This is a genomic window from Stenotrophomonas sp. LST15-1-1.1 (genome assembly GCF_040815575.1).
Taxonomy (GTDB): Bacteria; Pseudomonadota; Gammaproteobacteria; order Xanthomonadales; family Xanthomonadaceae; genus Stenotrophomonas; species Stenotrophomonas lactitubi_B.
The window spans coordinates 20,504-39,712 of sequence record NZ_JBFPNJ010000003.1 but is presented as its reverse complement, the minus strand read 5'-3'; the positions used below and the strand labels follow the sequence as shown (position 1 = coordinate 39,712).

Sequence of the window (19,209 nt, the reverse complement as noted above, 5' to 3'; positions counted from 1 at the left end):
CCTCGCATTCCCCCGCAAACCAAGGAGTTTCCCGCATGTCGTTCCAGGACAAGGTGGCCATCGTCACCGGTGGTGGCCGTGATATCGGCCGTGCCGTCTCGATCAAGCTGGCTGCGGCCGGCGCACGCGTCTGCCTCAACTACGCCAACGACGAAGCCAGCGCGCAGGAAACGCTGGCGCTGATCACGGCGGCTGGCGGCCAGGCCATCGCCCACCGCGCCGACGTCACCGATCCGGCTGCGGTGGCCGGTCTGGTCGCAGCAACCCAGGCGGCATTCGGCCAGCGCATCGACGTACTGGTGAACGTGGCCGGCGGCATGGTCGAGCGTCGCCCGCTGGCCGACATCGATCCGGCGTTCTTCCACAAGGTCATCGACCTCAACCTGACCTCCACCTACCTGACCACCCACGCCGTGGTACCGCACATGGGCGATGGCGCGGCGATCGTGAACTTCGCCTCGCAGGCAGGTCGCGATGGCGGCGGCCCTGGCGCGGCGATCTATGCCACCGCCAAGGCGGGCGTGATGACCTTCACCCGGGCCATGGCCAAGGAGCTGGGGCCGAAGGGCATCCGCGTGAATGCGCTGTGCTGCGGCATGATCGCCACCCGCTTCCATGATGAATTCACCAAGCCCGAAGTGCGCACGGCGGTGGCCGGCGCGACGCCGCTGCGTCGCCAGGGGCTGCCGGACGAAGCCGCCGATGCAGCGGTGTACCTGGCGTCGGACGCAGCAGCGTTCGTCACCGGCGCCAATCTGGACGTCAACGGCGGCACCTACTTCTCCTGACCGGACCGAAGCCCATGCAGCGCTGGATCACCCTGCTTTCCCTGGCCATCGGCAGCGCCGTGGCCGCCCCCGCGGCGCTGGCCGCACCGGTCTGGGTCACCGCCTGGACCGCCTCGCCCGCGCCTGACCGCAAGGATGGCAGCGCCGACGCGCCAGTACAGTTCGCCGCGCAGACCGTGCGCCAGGACATGCGCCTGGGCAGCAAGGGTGATGCGCTGCGTCTGCGCATCAGCAACGAGCTGGGCACCACGCCGCTGCATGTGGAAGAGGTACGGGTGCGCCTGAAGGATGGCAAGGCGGCAGCGCTGCCGGTCACCGTCGATGGACGCGTGTCCATCGACGTACCAGTAGGTGCGGCGCTGCTGAGTGATGCGCTGCCATTGCAGGTCGCCGCCCTGCAGGAGATCAGCGTGACCGCGTACTTCCCGCAGCCCACCCGCCCTGCGGTGCGCCGCACCGTGGTGCGTGTAGCCGACGGGAAGCAGGATGCGGTGGCCGACAGCGTGCGCGTGGCTTACCAGCAGAATGTGTTCTCGGCCGTGCTGGTGCAGCGCGCGGATCGTCCGCAGGTAATCGTGGCCCTGGGTGATTCCATCACCGAGGGCGCGACGGCCTCGCGTGGCTCGTTCAACCAATGGCCCGAGCGCTTGGGCCAGCGCCTGCAGCAGGCGTGCCCGGACCGCTTCGTGGTACTCAACCAAGGCATCAGCGGCAACAAGCTGCTGGACCATGGCCGCAGCCACAGCGCGCTGTCACGGCTGGATCGCGATGTGATCGCAGTGGCCGACGCCGACCAGGTGATCCTGTTCGAAGGCATCAATGACATCCGCCACGGTGGCGGCGCACAGCCGCTGCCGGGACGCAGCGCGGCAGACATGCTGCTGGGCTACCGCCAGGTAGCCGCACGGCTGCACGCGCATGGCATCCGCGCTCATCTCGGCACGCTGACGCCCTTCGGTGATTCGGAGCGCTACGAACCGGTATCGGCGGCCACCCGCACCGCGATCAACCAGTGGGCGCGTGGCAAGGACACCGGCTTCGATGGTGTGGTGGATTTCGATGCGGCGCTGCGTGATCCGAAGCAGCCGGAATCATTGCCAGCGGGCATCACCCGCGATCACCTGCACCCGAACGACGAGGGATACCAGCGCATGGCCGACTCGATCGACCTGGCGATGCTGGGCTGCACGGCGCGTTGAGTCACATAGCGCAGGCTGGCTGCCCGAACGACATCACCATTTCACCCTGCCCCGCAGGATGTCGGCGAACATCACCCAGTCTCCGATGAAGGAATACAGCGGATGACGGAAGGTTGCAGGGCGGTTCTTCTCGAAGAAGAAATGGCCAACCCAGGCAAAACCGTAGCCGCAGGCCAGCGCAGCCAACAGCAGCAACGGCTGCCTGCGCAGTACGGCGGAGGCGACCAGCAGCAGCACACCGCAGCTGCCGATGAAATGCAGGCGTCGCGACACCGTATTGCGGTGCTCGCTGAGATAGAACGGGTAGAACTCTCGGAAGCTGGCGAAGCGGGACATGCGCATGCTCCGTTCGTTGCGTGTAGTGCCGGGCCATGCCCGGCTGCCCTTGCCAACGGCGGTCGATCACGGCTCGACTCTACACCTCCCGGCCTTACCCCGGCTGCCGCGGCCCGAACATGATCACCGCCATGCCGGCCAGGCAGAGCGCAGCACCCAGCAGGTCCCAGCGGCTGGGACGGATGCCGTCGACCAGCCACAGCCAGAACAGCGCCGTGCCGATGTACACGCCACCATACGCGGCGTAGACGCGGCCGCTGGCAGTCGGGTGCAGGGTCAGCAGCCAAGCGAACAACGCCAGGCTGGCCGCCGCCGGCAGCAGCAGCCAGATGCTGCCGCCCTTGCGCAGCCACAGCCAGGGCAGGTAACAGCCAACAATCTCGGCCAGCGCGGTCAGCAGGAACAGACCCAGCGTTTTCACGCTTTTTCCGCGGCCTTGGCGTGCTGCCAGAGCGCTTCCTGCGCTTCCAGATCGAGTGCAGCCAGCGAATCGCCTTGTGCCTCGGCCTGTGCCTCCATCGAACGGAAGCGACGTTCGAACTTGTGGTTGGCCCCGCGCAGCGCAGCGCCCAGGTCGATGTCCGCATGCCGCGCCAGGTTGGCGCAGACGAACAGCAGGTCCCCCAGTTCTTCCTGCAGCCGCGCCTTGTTGCCGGCGACGTCGCCGCGCTCGAACTCCTCGCGCAGTTCCTGCAGTTCTTCGGCCGCCTTGTCCAGCACCGGCAGCGGACCGGGCCAGTCGAAACCGACCTTGGCCGCGCGCGACTGCAGCTTCACCGCCCGCTGCCATTCCGGCAGACCGCGGGAGATCCCGGCCAGCGCCGAGGTGTCCTGCTCGCCCTTGGCAGCACGCTCGGCACGCTTGATCGCGTCCCAGTTGCGCATCACACCATCGGCATCGTCAACGCTGACGTCGGCGAAGACATGCGGATGGCGCCGCTGCATCTTGTCGCTGATCGCGCGCGCGACCTCGGCGAAGGCAAACGCGCCCTGCTCTTCGGCCATGCGCGCATGGAACACGACCTGCAGCAGCAGGTCACCCAGTTCATCGCAGAGGTCGTCGAGGTCGCCCCGATCGATCGCATCGGCCACTTCATAGGCTTCTTCGATCGTATAAGGGGCGATGGTCGCGAAGTTCTGTTCCAGGTCCCACGGACAGCCACCCTGTGGGTCGCGCAGGCGCGCCATGATGGCCAGCAGGCGCTGCAGCTCCGCGCTGGCGTCGCCGGTGGCAGGAGTGTCGTGCGTGCTCATGCGTTTCTCCAGGATCAATCGGACAACCAGTCCCGCCACGGCAGGCTGGTATCGCCCAGCGCCATGAACTCACCGTTCAACAGCGTCGGTCGGCGGTTGTAGCGGAACGGCTTGCCGGTGCCGACCGAGAGCACCGCACCACCGGCCGCGTGCAGCACGCACTGCCCGGCAGCGGTATCCCATTCGGAGGTCGGACCCAGCCGTGGATAGACATCCAGGCCACCTTCGGCGATCCGGCAGAATTTCAGCGAAGAGCCCTGCACCACGGTCTCGATGTCGCCCATCCGGGCCAGCAACGCATTCGTCTCGGCTGAACGATGCGAGCGGCTGGCGGCGACGCGCAGCGGCGCAGTCGCGGGCGTACGGGTACGCAGTACGGTGTCATGCACACCCTGCCTGCGATAGGCCAGCTCGCCCCGCATCGCGTGCCAGACAATGCCGGTGACCGGCGACTGGACCACGCCGAAGGCCGGGGCGCCCTGGTAGATCAGCGCGATATTGACGCTGAACTCGCCATTGCGCTTGACGAAATCTCGGGTGCCATCAAGCGGATCGACCAGCCAGTACGCGCCCCAGTGCTGACGCTGCTCCCACGGCACCAGCGGCGACTCTTCCGACAGGATCGGCAGGTCCGGGGTCAGCTGGCGCAGCCCCTGCTGGATCACCCGGTCGGCAGCGAGGTCGGCAGCGGTGACCGGGCTGTCGTCGTCCTTGAGTGTCACATCGAAACCGTTGCTGTAGACCTGCATGATGGCCTGCCCGGCTTCCTGGGCGATGGCGATCGCGGTCTCGCGTAGTTCCGTGGTCAGCTTGATCATCGTGCTCCCTGCAGCCACTGGCGGGCGATGAACAGCGCCGCCAGCGAACGCCCTTCGGAAAAGTCCTCGCGCAGCATCAGCTGGTCCAGATCGGCCAGCTTCCACGGCACCACTTCCAGCTCCTCCGGCTCGTCTCCGGCCAGCTTCTCCGGGTACAGGTCGCGTGCGACCACCAGCCAGGATTGATGGCTCATGTAGGTCGGCGCCAGGGTCATCGCGCGCAGCACGTCGACCCGCTGTGCGCCATAACCGGCCTCTTCCTTCAGCTCACGGTCGGCGGCCTGCTCCGGCGTTTCGCCGGCATCGATCCGGCCCTTGACCAGGCCCAGCTCGTAACGGTGCATGCCGGCCGCGTATTCACGCACCAGCAGCACGGTTTCATCATCGAGCATCGGCACCACCACCACCGCGCCATGGCCACGGCTGACCAGGCGTTCGAAGCGGCGGCGTTCGCCATTGGAGAACTCCAGGTCCAGGTGCTGGCGCTGGAAGGGCCCGTTCTCCTCGTCGGTGATCCGATGGATGATCGGCAGAGGACGCCTTGCGCGGTCATCGTTCACGCGGAATCTCCGTGGCAGCCGGCGCGTGCGCCGAGGCCGATAGAATGTACAGGCAGCAACATGTTCATGAGCCCGAAATGCTAGCAGACCCAACCCCCTCTCCGCTGGTCCAGCACTGGCGGCAACGCGACCTCCAGGTCCTATGGCACCCGTGCACACAGATGCGCGAGCATCCGCACACGCTGCCGCTGGTGCCGATCGCCCGCGGCGAGGGCGCCTGGCTGATCGATCACGACGGCAACCGCTACCTGGACGCCGTCAGCAGCTGGTGGACCAACCTGTTCGGCCACGCCGAGCCGCGCATTGGTGGTGCCATCGCCGCCCAGGCCGGACAGCTGGAGCAGGTGATGCTGGCCGGCTTCGGCCATGAACCGGCGATCACCCTGGCTGAACGCCTGTTGGCCCTCGCGCCGCGCCAGCCCGGCCGCGCGCCGCTGGCGAAGGTGTTCTACGCCGACAACGGCTCGGCCGGTGTCGAAGTAGCACTGAAGATGGCCTTCCAGTACTTCCAGAACCGTGGTGAGACCCGACGCACGCGCTTCGTCTCGCTGGAGAACGGCTACCACGGCGAGACGCTGGGCGCCCTCGCACTGGCCGACATCCCGCTGTATCGCCGCGTCTATGCGCCATTGCTGGCCGAGGGCCTGTTCGCGCCCTCGCCCGACGCCTACCTGGCCGAGCCCGGGCAGAGTGCGGCCGACCGCGCACGCCAGGCCGCCGACGGACTGGCCACGCTGTTCGACCAGCATCCGGGCGAGATCTGCGCGGTGATCCTGGAACCACGGCTGCAGTGCGCCGGTGGCATGCGCATGCACGATCCGGCCTATCTGCAGCGTGCGCGTGAACTGTGCGATGCCCATGGTGCCTTCCTGATCGCCGACGAGATCGCCACCGGCTTCGGCCGCACCGGCACGATGTTCGCCTGCGAGCAGGCCGGGGTGATGCCTGATCTGCTGTGCCTGTCCAAGGGCCTGACCGGCGGTTTCCTGCCCTTGGCTGCGGTGCTGGCCACGCAGGCGCTGTACGACGCGTTCCTTGATGATTCGCGTGAACGCGCCTTCCTGCATTCGCACAGCTATACCGGCAACCCGCTGGCCTGTGCGGCGGCGCTGGCCACGCTGGACATCTTCGGCGACGACGATGTGATCGCGCGCAACCGCGGCATCGCCTCGGTGATGGGCACCCTGGCCGCACCATTCGCCGACCATCCACACGTGGCCGATGTGCGCCAGGCCGGGATGGTGGTGGCCTTCGAACTGACCCGCAACGGCGACAAGCGCACGCCCTTCGATCCGGGGCTGAAGCTGGGGCTTCATGCCTACAGGGCGGCGTTGAAGCGCGGCGTGGTGCTGCGCCCGCTGGGCAACGTGCTGTACTGGATGCCACCGTACTGCGTGGACGACGAACAACTGGAGCTGCTGGCGCATACGACGCTGGCCGCCATCGACGAGGCGATTGCATGCGCGTGACCCGCTGCCCCATCGACCTGGCGCTGCACAGCGGCCAGACCGTGACCCTGCCGGAAGAGACGGCCAACCACCTGGTGCGGGTGATGCGCCTGCGCGAAGGTGACACCTGCGTGCTGTTCAACGGCGATGGCCACGACTACACCGCGACGCTGACGCTGGCCGGCAAGCGCGAAGTGCAGGTACGCATCGACGAGGTGCAGCTGATCACCAACGAATCGCCGCTGACCATCACCCTGCTGCAGGGCATCGCACGCGGCGAGAAGATGGACCTGATCCTGCAGAAGGCCACCGAACTGGGGGTAAGCGCCATCGTGCCGGTGAATGCCGAGCGTACCGAGGTGAAGCTGGATGCAGCGCGCGCGGAAAAGCGCGTGGCGCACTGGAACAACGTGGTGCAGTCGGCCTGCGGGCAGTCCGGCCGTGCGCGCATTCCGCAGGTAGGGCCGCCGCAGTTGCTGGCCCAGGCCAGCGCGGCGCTGCCCGCCGACACGTTGCGGTTGACTTTGGACCCGTTGGGAGCGCACCGGCTGTCGACACTGCAGGCGGCGCCCGCCGGCGGCGTGGTGATCGCCATCGGCCCGGAAGGTGGCTGGTCGCCGCGTGACCGTGAGCAGCTGGCGGCCGCAGGCTTCCAGGGTCTGCAGTTGGGCCCACGCATCCTGCGCACGGAAACCGCGGGCCTGGCCGCGATCGCGGCATTGCAGGCACGGTTGGGTGATCTGGGGTAAGGCTCCGGTCCGGTGGCCGCTGCGCTCGCCGGGCATGGCCCGGCGCTACCCGATATCCGGAACGCCTGCGGTAGTGCCGGGCCATGCCCGGCGGATTCCGGTCACGCCGTCAGCGAATCCAGCGCGGCTTCCAGTGCGTCGAGGTTCGGCAACAGGGCGCTCTGTTCGCCCAGCAGCACGCGCATGTGCACGATGTCGGGCAGGGTTTCCTCGGATGCGTCGGCCAGCAGGCCATCGCGCGGTACCGAGATCAGCTGCGGGAAGCTCTGCGTCAGCAGCGCGTAATACGGGCGTTCCGGATTGCCGCTGAGGGTCTTGAGCACCACCACCTTGTTGTGGCCGGCCACCGTCTCTTCGCCCAACCCGGAGAGTCGCGCGAACGACACCAGGGGCACCTGCCAACCGTGCCAGCCGATCTCACCCACCAGCCAGCGCGGAGCATCGGCGACTGCCTGCACCGGCACCCGCGACATCATCTCGGCCACGGTGGCATTGGGCAGCAGGACCCGTTCGGCACCGGCCGAGATCAGGACGCCACGGATCTCATCATTGCTGGCGTAGCTCATGCGGCATCTCCGTCGTCATCCAGGCCCCAGCGCGCGGCGATCACCTGCGCCAGTTCCTGCGGTTCACCGGCCACCATGCCGGCAGCGACCACGGCCGTTGCCGCAGCCGGGTCGTAGCAGCCTTCGCCCACCTGCCCGGCTACCCAGGCGCCGGCGGCGGCGAGGTCCAACGCCGGGCCGACATGGGCCAGATCGGCACCACTGAGCAGCACCAGCGCACTTTGCTCGGCCGACAGCGCGGCAATCGAGATGCCCTGCGCTTCGCTCTGGAAATACAGGCCATCGGCGGCGGCATGCACGCCGATGTCATCGGCCAGCACATGCACTTCGCCCGCGGTAGCGCGCTGGCCGGCTTCGGCCAGCTGCACCGGCAGCGGCGATACGCGCGCCATCTGCTTGACCAGGTTGCCGTAGCGTCCGCCGTCCAGGCGCATGTGCACCAGCACCGGCACGGCCAGCCCGCTGGGCAGTGCCGCGAGCAGGCGGCGCAACGCATCGGGACCGCCGATACCGGCCAGTACCAGCAGTGCACCGGCGCGACTGCCTGCGGGTGCGGCGGCGTCCAGATCGACCAGTGAAAGATGCTCGGTGTCGAATGCAGGTTCCGGCGCGGCGACCGGAGCAGCAGCGCGCGGCTCTGCCGGCGCGTCACTGGCCTCGTCGACCAGCGACCAGGCCGTGTGATCGGTGAACACCGTCGGTGGAGCTGCCGGCACCGGCGGCGGTGCAGCCGCCGCGTCAGCGGGCGTCGCCGTCTCCGCCAGCACCGGCTGCAGCGCCGCGAGTGCCTGCTCCAGCGCGATCGGCTCATGCAGATGTGCTGGCGGCGAATAGAGGCCATCCGCCGGCACGTCGTCGGCCCACGAACGGGCCTGCTCCAGGTGCGGCTGCAGCGCGGCTTCCTTCGGCACCGGCGGCGTCGACGGCCGGCCCGGCTCCAGCTGCACTGCCGGTTCGTCCTCGGCGCCCGGCGGCAGCACCTGCTGGTGGCCGTGCAGCTTGGCGGCCAGGTGACGGCCCCAGCGCTGCGCTTCCCACCCATCGCGACGCGCGGCCAGTTCAGCCTCGTCGAACACCAGGGTCAACCCGGGTGCCGACAGCGCCGGTTCCAGGCGCTCCAGTGCATCCTCAATGGCCGCTTCCAGCGCGATCACCACGAACTGCGGGCGTGCATCCTGCAGCGCCTGCGGCTCCAGCGTGATGGGATCGTCTTCCAGCACGATCTGCACATCGGCATGGGCCAACGCCTCGCGCAGGCGCTCACGCGCCGCGCCTGGACGGGCCAGCAGGGCTACGGCCGGAACCGGATCGAGGTCACTCACGGACACGGGCAATCCCCAGCAAGTCGTACACGTTACGCATCAGGTCCAGCTCCTGGTAAGGCTTGCCCAGGTAGCGCTGCACACCGATTTCGAAGGCGCGCTGGCGGTGCTTGTCGCCGCTGCGCGAGGTGATCATCACGATCGGCACGTCCTTGTAGCGTGGGTCGGCACGCATCGCGGTCGCCAGCTCGTAGCCGTCCATCCGCGGCATTTCGATGTCCAGCAGCATCAGGTCCGGCACGCGTTCTTCCAGCTGTTCCAGGGCTTCGACGCCATCGCGGGCGACGCTCACCTCGAAGTTGTGACGCTCCAGGATGCGGCCGGTGACCTTTCGCATGGTCAGCGAATCGTCCACCACCATCACCAACGGCACCTGCCGTTCCTGGCGCGGCGCGTTGACCAGCACCGGCGCGGTCGGGTTGGCCAGGAAACGACGCACCAGCGGGGCCACGTCCAGGATCACCACCACGCGGCCATCGCCGGTGATGGTGGCGCCGTAGATGCCCGGTACCGAGGCGATCTGCAGGCCCACCGGCTTGACCACGACTTCGCGGTTGCCCAGCACCTGATCGATCGCAACGGCGGCGCGCAGGTCGCCCGCGCGGACCAGCAACAAGGGCACCTGGGCCTGGCCGTCGGCGCGCGCCGGGGCCTGGCCGACCAGGCTGCCAAGGTCGTACAGCGGATAGTCTTCGCCGCCGTAACGGTAGCTCCTGTCGGCCGCTTCGAAGCGCTCGTGCGACAGTCGTCCAATGCCACTGACCGACGCCACCGGCACCGCGAAGGTGGTTTCGCCGATCTGCACGAACACCGCCTGGGTGACCGCCAGCGTCTGCGGCAGGCGCAGGGTGAAACGCACGCCCTGGCCACGCACCGACTGGATGTCGACCGAGCCACCGAGCTGGCGCACTTCGTTGCCGACCACGTCCATGCCGACGCCACGGCCCGCCAGCTGGCTGACCTGGTCGGCAGTGGAGAAGCCCGAAGCAAAGATCAGGTTGTCCAGTTCCTGCTCGCTCGGCTGCGCATCGGCAGGCAGCAGGCCGCGTTCGATGGCGCGACGGCGGATTGCCTCACGATCCAGGCCCGCGCCGTCGTCGGCCACGTCCAGCACGATTTCCGAGCCTTCACGGTGCAGCCGGATGGCGATTTCGCCCTCTTCCGGCTTGCCGGCGGCACGACGTTGTTCCGGCGCTTCCAGGCCATGGGCAACCGAGTTGCGCAGCATGTGCTCCAGCGGCGCGACCATGCGATCGAGCACGTTGCGGTCGAGTTCGCCGTGGGTGCCTTCCAGGGTCAGGTGGACCTGCTTGCCGGTGTCCATGCCGGCCTGGCGGACCACCCGGCGCAGGCGCGGCACCAGTCCGTCGAACGGCACCATGCGCGCGCGCATCAGGCCATCCTGCAGTTCCGAACTGACACGTGACTGCTGCTGCAGGAGCGAATCGTACTGGCGCGACAGATCGTCCAGCACACCCTGCAGGCCACCCAGATCGGCAGCGGACTCGTTCAGCGCACGGCTGAGCTGCTGCAGGGTGGAGAAACGGTCCAGTTCCAGCGGATCGAATTTGTGGTCGGCCTGGTCCTGCTCGCGCTGGTAGCGGGCAACGATCTGCGCCTCGGTTTCCAGGTCCAGGCGGCGCAGCTGGTCGCGCAGACGCGCGTTGGTGCGTTCCAGCTCGCCCATCGCGCCGCGGAAGGCGCCCAGCTGCTGTTCCAGGCGCGAACGGTAGATCGCCACTTCACCGGCGTGGTTGACCAGGCGGTCGAGCAGGTCGGCGCGCACACGCACCTGTTCCTGCTGCGGACGGGCCAGCGGGTCTTCCTCGGTGGAACCCTCCACCGGCAACGGTGCTGACAGCGGGGCGTCGACCACGGCCAAGGCCGAAGTGACCTGCGGGGACTGCTCCGCCTCGACGGCAGCAGCGGCTGCAGCTGCGCTGGCGGCGGCGATGTCGGTCGTGGTGCGTGCTTCAAAGGCATCGAGCAGATCCTGTGCCGGCTCGACAATGCGGTGCTCGCCGGTGCGGGTCAGCAGCTGGTGCAGACGGTCGAAGCCGCGTTCCAGCAACTGCACGTCACGACGTTCGATCTCGGTGCGTCCAGCAGCGACCGCCTCCAGCAGAGATTCAATGCTGTGGCCGAGATCGCCGATGGCGTTGATCCCCGCCATGCGCGCACCGCCCTTCAGCGTATGCAGATCGCGCTGCAGGCCGGCAAGCGCTTCGCGATCCTGCGGCGCTTCGCGCAGCTCGCTGATCAGGCCATCGCAATGATCCAGCAGGTCCTTGCCTTCCTCGACGAAGATGTCGACCAGCTCGCGGTCATAGACGCTGAAGTCGAGCAGGTCGGCGCTGTCTTCGGATTCGGTCTCGGATTCGGTCTGGGCGTCGAGCAGAGCAGTATCCGCCGGCACCACAGCATCGGCGCTGTCGGCGGCAGCAGGTTCGGCATCGATCGCCGCAGCCTCCATCGCGATGGGCACCACGATCATGCCGCTGTCCGCCACGGCAGCCTGGCCCGGAGCATCTTCCAGTTCGAAGAAACGCGAGGGCGAAACGGCGCCCTGCGCCGATTCCGTGGACTCAACGTCTTTCACCGTCGCCGGGGACGGCTGGTCGGCGCTCTCTCCTTCACCGACCGCCGCCTCCCCGCCGACGTCCGCATCCTCGGCAAAGGCTTCCGCCTCGCCAGGCGCGAGTTCGCTGGCCTGCAGGCCGAGCACGGGCCATTGCCCGTCTTCGTCCTGGCCCTGCTCCTCGTCGATCACGTGCAGGCCGGCCTCTAGCGCGGCTTCCAGCGTGACCGGGTCTGCGAAGCCCGGCACAGCCATTTCATCCTGCAGGCTGGACAGCTCGCTGTCGAGTGGCACTGCAGCAGCGTCGTCATCCACCGCTGTTTCAGGTGTGAACGGCAGCGGCGTAGTCAGGTCGTTTGCGACATCCACGTCGCGGTCGTCAACCGGCAGCGCGCTGGCGTCCAGATACGGCGACAGATCGTCCACCGCCGTCAGCGCGGTGTCTTCCAGTGCGGTGTATTCCGATGCTGGCACTGCCGGGCCGGCATCGATCTCCGCGCCGACGAGCGTGGAAGCAGCCTCTTCCAACGTCGATTCCGGCGCCGGGGCGTCCGGCATCGAAGGCCACCTTGCGTCGAAGTAGCGCGACAGATCATCGCTGCCGGTCAATTCAGCGGACTCCAGGCCCGCATCGCTCAGCGAATCCTGGCTGACCTGCACTGCATCCAGCACGTCGGCATCGGCAGCATCGACATCGTCGGTATCACGCCCGGCTTCCGGATCGATCTCGACCCCACGCGCCGACACGACGACATCGGTATCGGTATCGGTATCGGTGGCCAACGAAAGCAGCTGGTCGTCTTCGTCTTCATCCTCGACATCCAGCCCGGTCATCGGCCAGCGTGCTTCCGGCAGTTCACCGGCCAGCGCCTGCAGGCGATGCGCCAGTTCAGCCTGCGACGCAATCCGCGGCTGCTCGGCCTGCAGCGCGTCCATGGTCGCGTTGATCGCCTGCGCGGTCTCGTCCAGGGCCGCCACGGCGTCATCCCCGGGCACCACCTCGGCGGCCAGCGCGCGCTTGATGTACGACTCGGCGCCGCCGGTAACGGCGGTTATTTCCGGCACTTCGGTCATCGCGAAGGCGCCGTTCATGGTGTGCACCGCACGCAGCAGTGCATCGCTGACCGGCTGCGGCGCCTGCTGCGCAGAACGCAGCCAGCCCTGCAGCGTGGCCTGGTGCAGTTCCACCTCGGCTTCCAGGATCTCGCGCAGCACGCTGTCGATGTTGGCCGGAGTACCCGCCGCTTCGACAGCGCTCTCTGCCGGGGCATCGACAACCGGCTCGGCGCTGCCAACGGGCTCGACAGCATCGGCCGCTGCCACCAGCGACGGTGCAGCAGCGCCCGGCAGCGCAACGTAGAACGTCTCTTCGCCTGCAGCCACACGATCGGCGATGGCCTGCATCGCCTGCAGGTCGACGCTGACCCGCTGGCCGTCGCGCAGTGCCGCGTTCAACTGCGGCAGTGCCGTATATGCGTGATCGACCATCGCCAGCACCGCCGGCGTGGGGGCACGGGTGCCATCGAGCACGCGATTGAGCATGCCCTCGATCTTCCACGCGAACTCACCCAGAGTACGCGCGCCGACCAGTCGGCCACTGCCCTTCAGTGTGTGGAAAATGCGCCGGATCGGCCGCAGCCGATCCATGTTGTCCGGCTGCATGCGCCAGGCCGGCAGCAGCGTGCCGAGATTGCCGAGCTCGTCGTCGAATTCTTCCAGGAACACCTCGCGGATGTCCTGGTCGATGTTTTCGGCATCGTCGTCGAAACCCGCATCGAACCCGCCCTCGGCCACGGCGGGCGGTACGGTTTCGGTCGGCCCCACGGCCGCCTGCATGGCCTGGGGATTGAAGTCGGCGGCGGCGGCGTTCAGCTCTGCGAAGAACTGCGCATCGGCCTCGCTGAAGTCGATCGGCGCGATGGTATCCACATCGACCAGCGCCACGGTCGGCGCAGCCGCCGATGCCGGCAGCTCGTCGGACGCAGGCAGATCAGCGGTCGGCGCGACGTCAGCCTCGGACCCGGCGGTGGCGTCGGCCAGCTCGGCGACGACCAGGCCATCATCGGCCTGCGGCGCCGCACCTGCGTCGATGAATTCAAGCGTCGCCGGCGACGCCTGATCGTCGTCCAGCGCCAGCGTCTCCATCGCCTCCAGCGACAGCACGTCATCGGCGTTGTGCAGCAGGCTGCTGTCGAAACGGAACACCACATCGTCATTCAGCGATGGCTGGCCGTCCTGCTCGGCGGCAACCGGATCGAACGCCTGCGAAACGACCGCATCCAGCGGCGCAGCGAACGACGACTCGTCCAACGACGTCGCCAGGAGGGCGTCATCGTTGTCGTCCATGGCGGCTACACGCGTATCGCTTTCTTCCAGCTCCGGAATCCCGGACAACGTCCAGGCAGCGGTGTTGGACTGTTCGGCCGACACCGGATCGAAGCTGACCGGATCGAAGCTGTCGAACGTCGGCGCACGCTCGTCGCTGCGTTCCGCAGCCGTATCCGCCGACGCGTCGAATCCACCCAGCTCCCACTGCGGCACTTCCGGCGCGGGTGCACTGGAGGCCGCGAACAACAGGGCCGCCGGAGTGTCGCGCGGTTCGGCAGGGGCAGCCGGCGTACCCAGCGATCCAAACATCAGGCCGTTGTCGGCGGCCGGGGCCTCCGGCAGCGGATCGAAGGTGAAGTCGGGCAGCGAGGCAGGCACGTCGCCGGGAGCGGGCGCGGCGGCCTGCACGGCGATGTCCATCGGTTCGATCTGCAGCGGCACGTCTGGTACGGCCACGGCTTCGCGCTCGACCGGCTGCACCGGCTCGGCTGCGACCACGTCACGCTCGGGCAGCGGCCAGTAGCGCAGCGCTTCCAGGCTGCTGCGGGTGATGTCGAGGATGTCCTCGCGACCCGGGCGGCGGTCACGCAGGGCTTCCAGGTAGTACTCCAGGCTGGCCATGGCGTCGGCCAGGGTGTCCAGCTGGCGTCCACTGGGAACGCGCTGACGGCCGATCAGTTCGGCTTCGATGTACTGCTGCACGCCGCGCAGGTAGTCGGCAGCAGTGCCCAGGTCGAGCATGCGCAATGCGCCGGAGACATCGCCGAGCAGGCGCGGCACGTCCTGCAGTTCGGCGTGGTTCCAGCTGGTTTCAATGAAGGCGACGAAATGCTCGCGGGCGGCGGCGAAATTGGCGATCGCCTCGTGTGCCAGCACCTCCACCGTACGCCGGTTCTCCACCGCGCTCGGATCATCCTGGCCACTGCCACTGGCACCCAGGTGCGCGACCTGGTCGTCCAGCGACGCGTCGACATAAAGCAGCGCACCGGCGATATCCAACAGCATGTCTTCGTCGATCTGCTGGCGGCCTTCGACAACCCCGCGCAGCGCGTCGCGCTGCTGCACGACCACGCCGCGCGCGGCGCCCAGGCCGAGCATGCCCAGCGTATCGGCCACCGAGCCCAGCTTGGTCACCTGCTCCTGCAGCTGTTGCGGCGAACCGTCGGTACGCAGGTGCAGGTCCAGGGCGTCCTTGACCTGCAGCAGTTCTTCCTTGACCGCATTGCCAACGGTATCCAGCAGTTCGCGGTTGCGGCCGCTGAGGCTGCCACGTGCGTGGTCCAGTTCCGCTTCGGTGGCGGTCACCGAATCGGGCGCGAACGCGAACAGCACGCTGTCGTTGATCAGCGCTTCGCCACGAGCGGCGCGGATCTCGTTGAGCAGCGGCTGCAGCACGATCGGAATGTCCCGGTGCCCGTTCTGCAGGCGCTCCAGGTAATCAGGCAGCAGCACGCTGCCGCGCATCAGGGTGGCGCAGGCCTCATCGCGCTCGGCCACCTCGCCCTTGCCGACGGCAACGGCGAGCTGTTCCAGCTCTTCGGCAACCATTGCCGGTGCGTACAGTTCAACCATGCGCAGCGTGCCCTGCACCTGGTGTAGGTAGCCGGCGCAGATCCGCATGCGGCTGCTGTCGCCCGGGTCTTCGGCGAAGTACTCGACCTCGTTGCGCACCAGGCGCAGGGTCTCGTCCAGCTCGGGCTTGACCCAGCCCAGGGCCGCGTGGCTCATCGCATCGCGCAGGCTGCTCATGGATGCGCTCCGGTCGCCGCCGCGCGACGGTCGCGCGGATCCTGGCGTGGGGAATGGAAATGCTTCATCGACTGGTTCCTTGCTCGCCGCCCTGCCCGTGTCACGCCGGCAGCTTGAAGTCGGCGACCGAACGACGCAGGTCGGCTGCGAGCTGCGCCAGGTGGCCGATCGACTCGGCGGTCTGCCCGGCACCCTGCGAGGTCTGGCCGGTGATCTGGCGGATCACGCCCATCGTGCGGGTGATGTCCGACGCCGCCGACGACTGCTGCTGGGCGGCGATGGAGATGTTCTTGATGAGGGTGTTGAGTGCGTTGGACACGCGCTCGATCTCGGTCAGTGCGGTACCGGCGTCCTCGGCCAGGCGCGCGCCGGACACCACTTCGGCGGTGGTCTGTTCCATCGAGGTGACCGCTTCGTTGGTATCGGCCTGGATGGCCTGCACCAGGTTCTCGATGCGTCGGGTCGCACCGGAGGTGCGCTCTGCCAGTCGCTGCACTTCGTCGGCCACGACCGCAAAACCACGACCGGCTTCACCGGCCGAAGCCGCCTGCACGGCCGCGTTCAATGCCAGGATGTTGGTCTGCTCGGAAATGTCGTTGATCAGTTCCACGATCGAACCGATCTCCTGCGAGGATTCGCCCAGTCGCTTGATGCGCTTGGAGGTTTCCTGGATCTGGTCGCGGATCTGGTCCATGCCCTGGATGGTCTCGCGGACCACGCCGGCACCCTCGGCGGCGATCACCACCGAACGCTGTGCCACGTCGGCCGACTCGGCCGAGTTGCGCGATACCTGCTCGATGCTGGCGGCGATTTCGCCGATCCGGTCCGACGCCGAGGTGATCTGGTTGGCCTGGTGGCCGGCCGCTTCGGCCAGCTGCATCGCCGTTGCCTGCGTTTCCTGGGTCGACAGCGCGACCTTGGCCGAGGTGTCGTTGATGGTGGTCACCAGGTGGCGCAGTTCATCCACCGCGTAGTTGATGGCGTCCGCGATCGCGCCGGTCATGTCCTCGGTCACCGAGGCTTTCACGGTCAGGTCGCCCTCACCGAGCGAGGAGATTTCATCCAGCAGCCGCATGATCGCCTGCTGGTTGCGGCTGTTGAACTCCACCTGGGTCTGGTAGCGCAGTTCCTGCTCGCGCGAGCGGCTGCGCACGTTGGTGGAGACAAAGCCGATGATCGCGATCAGCGACAGTGCGCCAGATACCACGCCGATCCAGAAATTGGGGAACAGGCGGGTGTCGGACACCGAGCCGAACGAGGAGAACGCTTCGAACAGCTTGCGGCTGTCGGTCAGCATCTTCGCCGAGCCCTGGCCCAGCGTGGCGGCAGCGGACTGCGCGGCGAACAGCTGGCGCGAGCTGGCCAGGATCGCGTCGGCGTCCTGCTTCATCGCCTCCCACTTCTGCTGCGACTGCTCCAGAGCGGCAACGGCGGCAGCGCCGCGCACGGCGGTGATGCCCAGATCCTCGTTGCCATTGCGCAGCGCATCGAGCACCTGCGAGAACACGGTGATGTCGCGGGCCAGCGCGTCACCGGCCGCAGCCGCGGCCGTGCCGCCGGCACGGATTTCAGTCACGCGACGGGCCATTGAACCGGCCACCACCACCTGCTGCAGGGCACTGTAGACCTGCGACGACGGGGCGCCGGAGGCGGACATCGCACGCACCAGTTCGTTCAACTGGGCCTGCAGGCCCGGCACCGCACCGGAGAAGTTGTTGGCGTTGCCGGCCAGGGCCAGCACTGCCGGCTCACTGGCGACCAGCTGGCCTGCCTGCTTGCCCAGCGGCGTCCAGGTCTCGGCCAGCGTCGAGATCGCCCGCGACACGCCAGGCTCGTTGCCGTAGCGACCCTGCAGGGTCGATACGTTCTGCTCGATCGCGTTGCGGGTGGCCTTGAAGGCGGTGAAGGCCTGCGCGTTGCCGCCGACCGCGTCACGGCCCTGGTTGGCCAGCTGCTGCGACAGCACCTGCAGGTCCGCTGCCTTGGAACCGGCATCGGCCAAGCGGCTGCCCTGCCAGGTGGACACACCGGTGTTCACACCGAACAGGATCATCGACAGGGCCAGCAGCGCCAGCCAGAGGTTGCTGCCGCCCAGCCGCAGCTTGCCGGACTTGGTGGCATCCGAAGCAGTACTCATCGTTCAACCTCGATTTTCAATGCAGGGGGCGATGCCCGGCCTCAGGCCGCGGCTTGCCGGAATTCAGGGGTGCGCGACAGCAGCGAGAGCGAGAACACGCCCCAGTCGTTGCCATCGGCATGGAATGCGCGATCGACGAAGTGCCCGTAGCGTCCTTCGGCCAGTGAACCGGCCTCGATCTGCTGGGTCAGCTCGAAACTGCGCTGGCCGAACAGTTCGTCGATGGTCAGGGCGACGTCGCCACCGGCCTGGCGCATGATCAGCACGCGCTGGCCTTCCTGCTGGACGGTGCGCGCACCTTCCAGGAAATATTTCAGGTCGACCACCGGGAACAGGTTGCCGCGCAGGTTGCCCACGCCCAGCAGCCACGGCTGCGCGCAGGGCACCGGGGTCACCGGCGGCATCGGCACGATCTCCACCACTTCGCGGAAATCGGACACCAGCCGGCGCTGGCCGACTCGGAAACCGACGCCACGCCACAGGTCCTGGGCGAACTGCCGCCCGGGCAGCTGCACCGCGTGGGCCAGGCTGCGCCGTTCGTAGGCTTCAAGAATGTCGAAGGGCGAGCGCATCAGGCCACCAGCTCGTTGATCCGCGCGATGAGTTCTTCCTCGCGCGGCGGCTTGACGATGTAGTCGGCGGCGCCCTGGCGCAGCCCCCAGGCCTTGTCGGTTTCCATCGCCTTGGTGCTGACGATGATGACCGGGATGTGCTTGATCGCGGCGTCGCGGGCCATCGCCCGGGTCGCCTGGAAACCGCTCATGCCCGGCAGCACCACGTCCATCAGGACCAGCTGCGGCACCTGGTCACGGACCAGCTGCAGGCCATCTTCGGCATTGTCCGCTTCCAGCACCTCATGGCCGGCACGGCGCAGCCATTGGGTGAACACCGCGCGGTCGGTCGGTGAATCCTCGATCAGGACGATACGAGCCATTGTGCCTTTCCCCCCTGGTCAGGCGTTGACGTACGTGCGGATGGCACCCAGCAGTTCTTCGCGCGTGAATGGCTTGGTCAGGTACTGCTCCGAGCCGACGATGCGCCCCCGCGCCTTGTCGAACAGACCATCCTTGGATGACAGCATGATCACCGGGGTCGCCTTGAACAGCTGGTTGCCCTTGATCAGTGCGCAGGTCTGGTAGCCATCCAGGCGCGGCATCATGATGTCGACGAAGATGATCTGCGGCTGCTGGTCGGCAATCTTGGCCAAGGCCTCGAAACCGTCCGTCGCGGTCACTACTTCGCAGCCTTCGCGCTTCAGTAGCGTTTCCGCAGTCCTGCGGATGGTCTTCGAGTCATCGATGACCATCACCCGGAGTCCTGCGAGCTCCCCGCCCGCAGTCGTGTTTTCAGTCATTGCCATTCCCCAAGCGCACGGCC

General features: G+C 67.7%; 16 protein-coding genes. 4 read left to right on the top strand and 12 right to left on the bottom strand.

Annotated elements, in window-relative coordinates; translation table 11 throughout:
• The first annotated feature begins 35 nt into the window (after nt 1-35).
• Both MRBLST15_RS07220 and MRBLST15_RS07215 read left to right on the top strand, forming a co-directional pair.
• Nucleotides 36-788: an SDR family NAD(P)-dependent oxidoreductase gene (locus MRBLST15_RS07220; protein ID WP_265955176.1), complete on the top strand. Its 753-nt coding sequence runs from the start codon at nt 36-38 to the stop codon at nt 786-788.
• A gap of 14 nt (nt 789-802) precedes the next feature.
• Nucleotides 803-1,987 (top strand): GDSL-type esterase/lipase family protein, encoded by a 1,185-nt coding sequence (locus MRBLST15_RS07215; protein WP_367785578.1) that lies wholly within the window; start codon nt 803-805, stop codon nt 1,985-1,987.
• 33 nt (nt 1,988-2,020) lie between these two features.
• Here the strand turns inward: MRBLST15_RS07215 and MRBLST15_RS07210 are convergent, their stop codons facing one another.
• From MRBLST15_RS07210 to nudE, 5 genes are all read right to left on the bottom strand, one after another.
• A complete protein-coding gene (locus tag MRBLST15_RS07210; RefSeq protein ID WP_265953451.1) occupies nt 2,021-2,323 on the bottom strand; it encodes a DUF962 domain-containing protein in 303 nt (100 codons plus the stop codon).
• A gap of 94 nt (nt 2,324-2,417) precedes the next feature.
• Entirely contained in the window at nt 2,418-2,744 is a 327-nt protein-coding gene (locus MRBLST15_RS07205) for a YnfA family protein (RefSeq protein ID WP_251476619.1), read from the bottom strand.
• Nucleotides 2,741-3,577 (bottom strand): nucleoside triphosphate pyrophosphohydrolase, encoded by an 837-nt coding sequence (gene mazG, locus MRBLST15_RS07200; protein ID WP_367785577.1) that lies wholly within the window; start codon nt 3,575-3,577, stop codon nt 2,741-2,743. Before mazG ends, MRBLST15_RS07205 begins: the two co-directional genes overlap by 4 nt.
• A gap of 14 nt (nt 3,578-3,591) precedes the next feature.
• The gene (cysQ, locus tag MRBLST15_RS07195; RefSeq protein ID WP_099818846.1) at nt 3,592-4,395 is read right to left on the bottom strand and encodes a 3'(2'),5'-bisphosphate nucleotidase CysQ; all 804 of its coding nucleotides are present in this window, start codon (nt 4,393-4,395) and stop codon (nt 3,592-3,594) included.
• Nucleotides 4,392-4,955 carry an ADP compounds hydrolase NudE gene (nudE, locus tag MRBLST15_RS07190; protein ID WP_367785576.1) on the bottom strand — a complete coding sequence of 188 codons (564 nt, stop codon included), beginning with the start codon at nt 4,953-4,955 and terminating at the stop codon, nt 4,392-4,394. The genes cysQ and nudE overlap by 4 nt, the downstream gene beginning before the upstream one ends.
• 77 nt (nt 4,956-5,032) lie before the next feature.
• Between nudE and bioA the strand changes: the two genes are divergently transcribed.
• Both bioA and MRBLST15_RS07180 read left to right on the top strand, forming a co-directional pair.
• Complete coding sequence (gene bioA / locus MRBLST15_RS07185) at nt 5,033-6,424, top strand: adenosylmethionine--8-amino-7-oxononanoate transaminase (RefSeq protein WP_265953448.1); 1,392 nt, start codon at nt 5,033-5,035, stop codon at nt 6,422-6,424.
• Nucleotides 6,415-7,152: a 16S rRNA (uracil(1498)-N(3))-methyltransferase gene (locus MRBLST15_RS07180; protein ID WP_367785575.1), complete on the top strand. Its 738-nt coding sequence runs from the start codon at nt 6,415-6,417 to the stop codon at nt 7,150-7,152. The genes bioA and MRBLST15_RS07180 overlap by 10 nt, the downstream gene beginning before the upstream one ends.
• A gap of 101 nt (nt 7,153-7,253) precedes the next feature.
• Here MRBLST15_RS07180 and MRBLST15_RS07175 read toward each other — a convergent pair whose 3' ends face one another.
• The 7 genes from MRBLST15_RS07175 to pilG form a co-directional block, all read right to left on the bottom strand.
• Nucleotides 7,254-7,718 carry a chemotaxis protein CheW gene (locus MRBLST15_RS07175; RefSeq protein WP_089236526.1) on the bottom strand — a complete coding sequence of 155 codons (465 nt, stop codon included), beginning with the start codon at nt 7,716-7,718 and terminating at the stop codon, nt 7,254-7,256.
• Entirely contained in the window at nt 7,715-9,046 is a 1,332-nt protein-coding gene (locus tag MRBLST15_RS07170; protein ID WP_367785574.1) for a chemotaxis protein CheB, read from the bottom strand. Before MRBLST15_RS07170 ends, MRBLST15_RS07175 begins: the two co-directional genes overlap by 4 nt.
• Entirely contained in the window at nt 9,033-15,695 is a 6,663-nt protein-coding gene (locus tag MRBLST15_RS07165) for an Hpt domain-containing protein (RefSeq protein ID WP_367785573.1), read from the bottom strand. The genes MRBLST15_RS07170 and MRBLST15_RS07165 overlap by 14 nt, the downstream gene beginning before the upstream one ends.
• 100 nt (nt 15,696-15,795) lie before the next feature.
• Nucleotides 15,796-17,832, bottom strand: coding sequence for a methyl-accepting chemotaxis protein (locus MRBLST15_RS07160; protein WP_367785572.1), 2,037 nt, complete (start codon nt 17,830-17,832; stop codon nt 15,796-15,798).
• A 41-nt stretch (nt 17,833-17,873) separates the two neighbouring features.
• Nucleotides 17,874-18,404: a chemotaxis protein CheW gene (locus MRBLST15_RS07155; RefSeq protein WP_025877750.1), complete on the bottom strand. Its 531-nt coding sequence runs from the start codon at nt 18,402-18,404 to the stop codon at nt 17,874-17,876.
• Nucleotides 18,404-18,766 carry a response regulator gene (locus MRBLST15_RS07150; RefSeq protein WP_025877749.1) on the bottom strand — a complete coding sequence of 121 codons (363 nt, stop codon included), beginning with the start codon at nt 18,764-18,766 and terminating at the stop codon, nt 18,404-18,406. The genes MRBLST15_RS07155 and MRBLST15_RS07150 overlap by 1 nt, the downstream gene beginning before the upstream one ends.
• Nucleotides 18,767-18,784: 18 nt before the next feature.
• A complete protein-coding gene (gene pilG, locus MRBLST15_RS07145) occupies nt 18,785-19,186 on the bottom strand; it encodes a twitching motility response regulator PilG (RefSeq protein WP_005418455.1) in 402 nt (133 codons plus the stop codon).
• Nucleotides 19,187-19,209 lie beyond the last annotated feature (23 nt).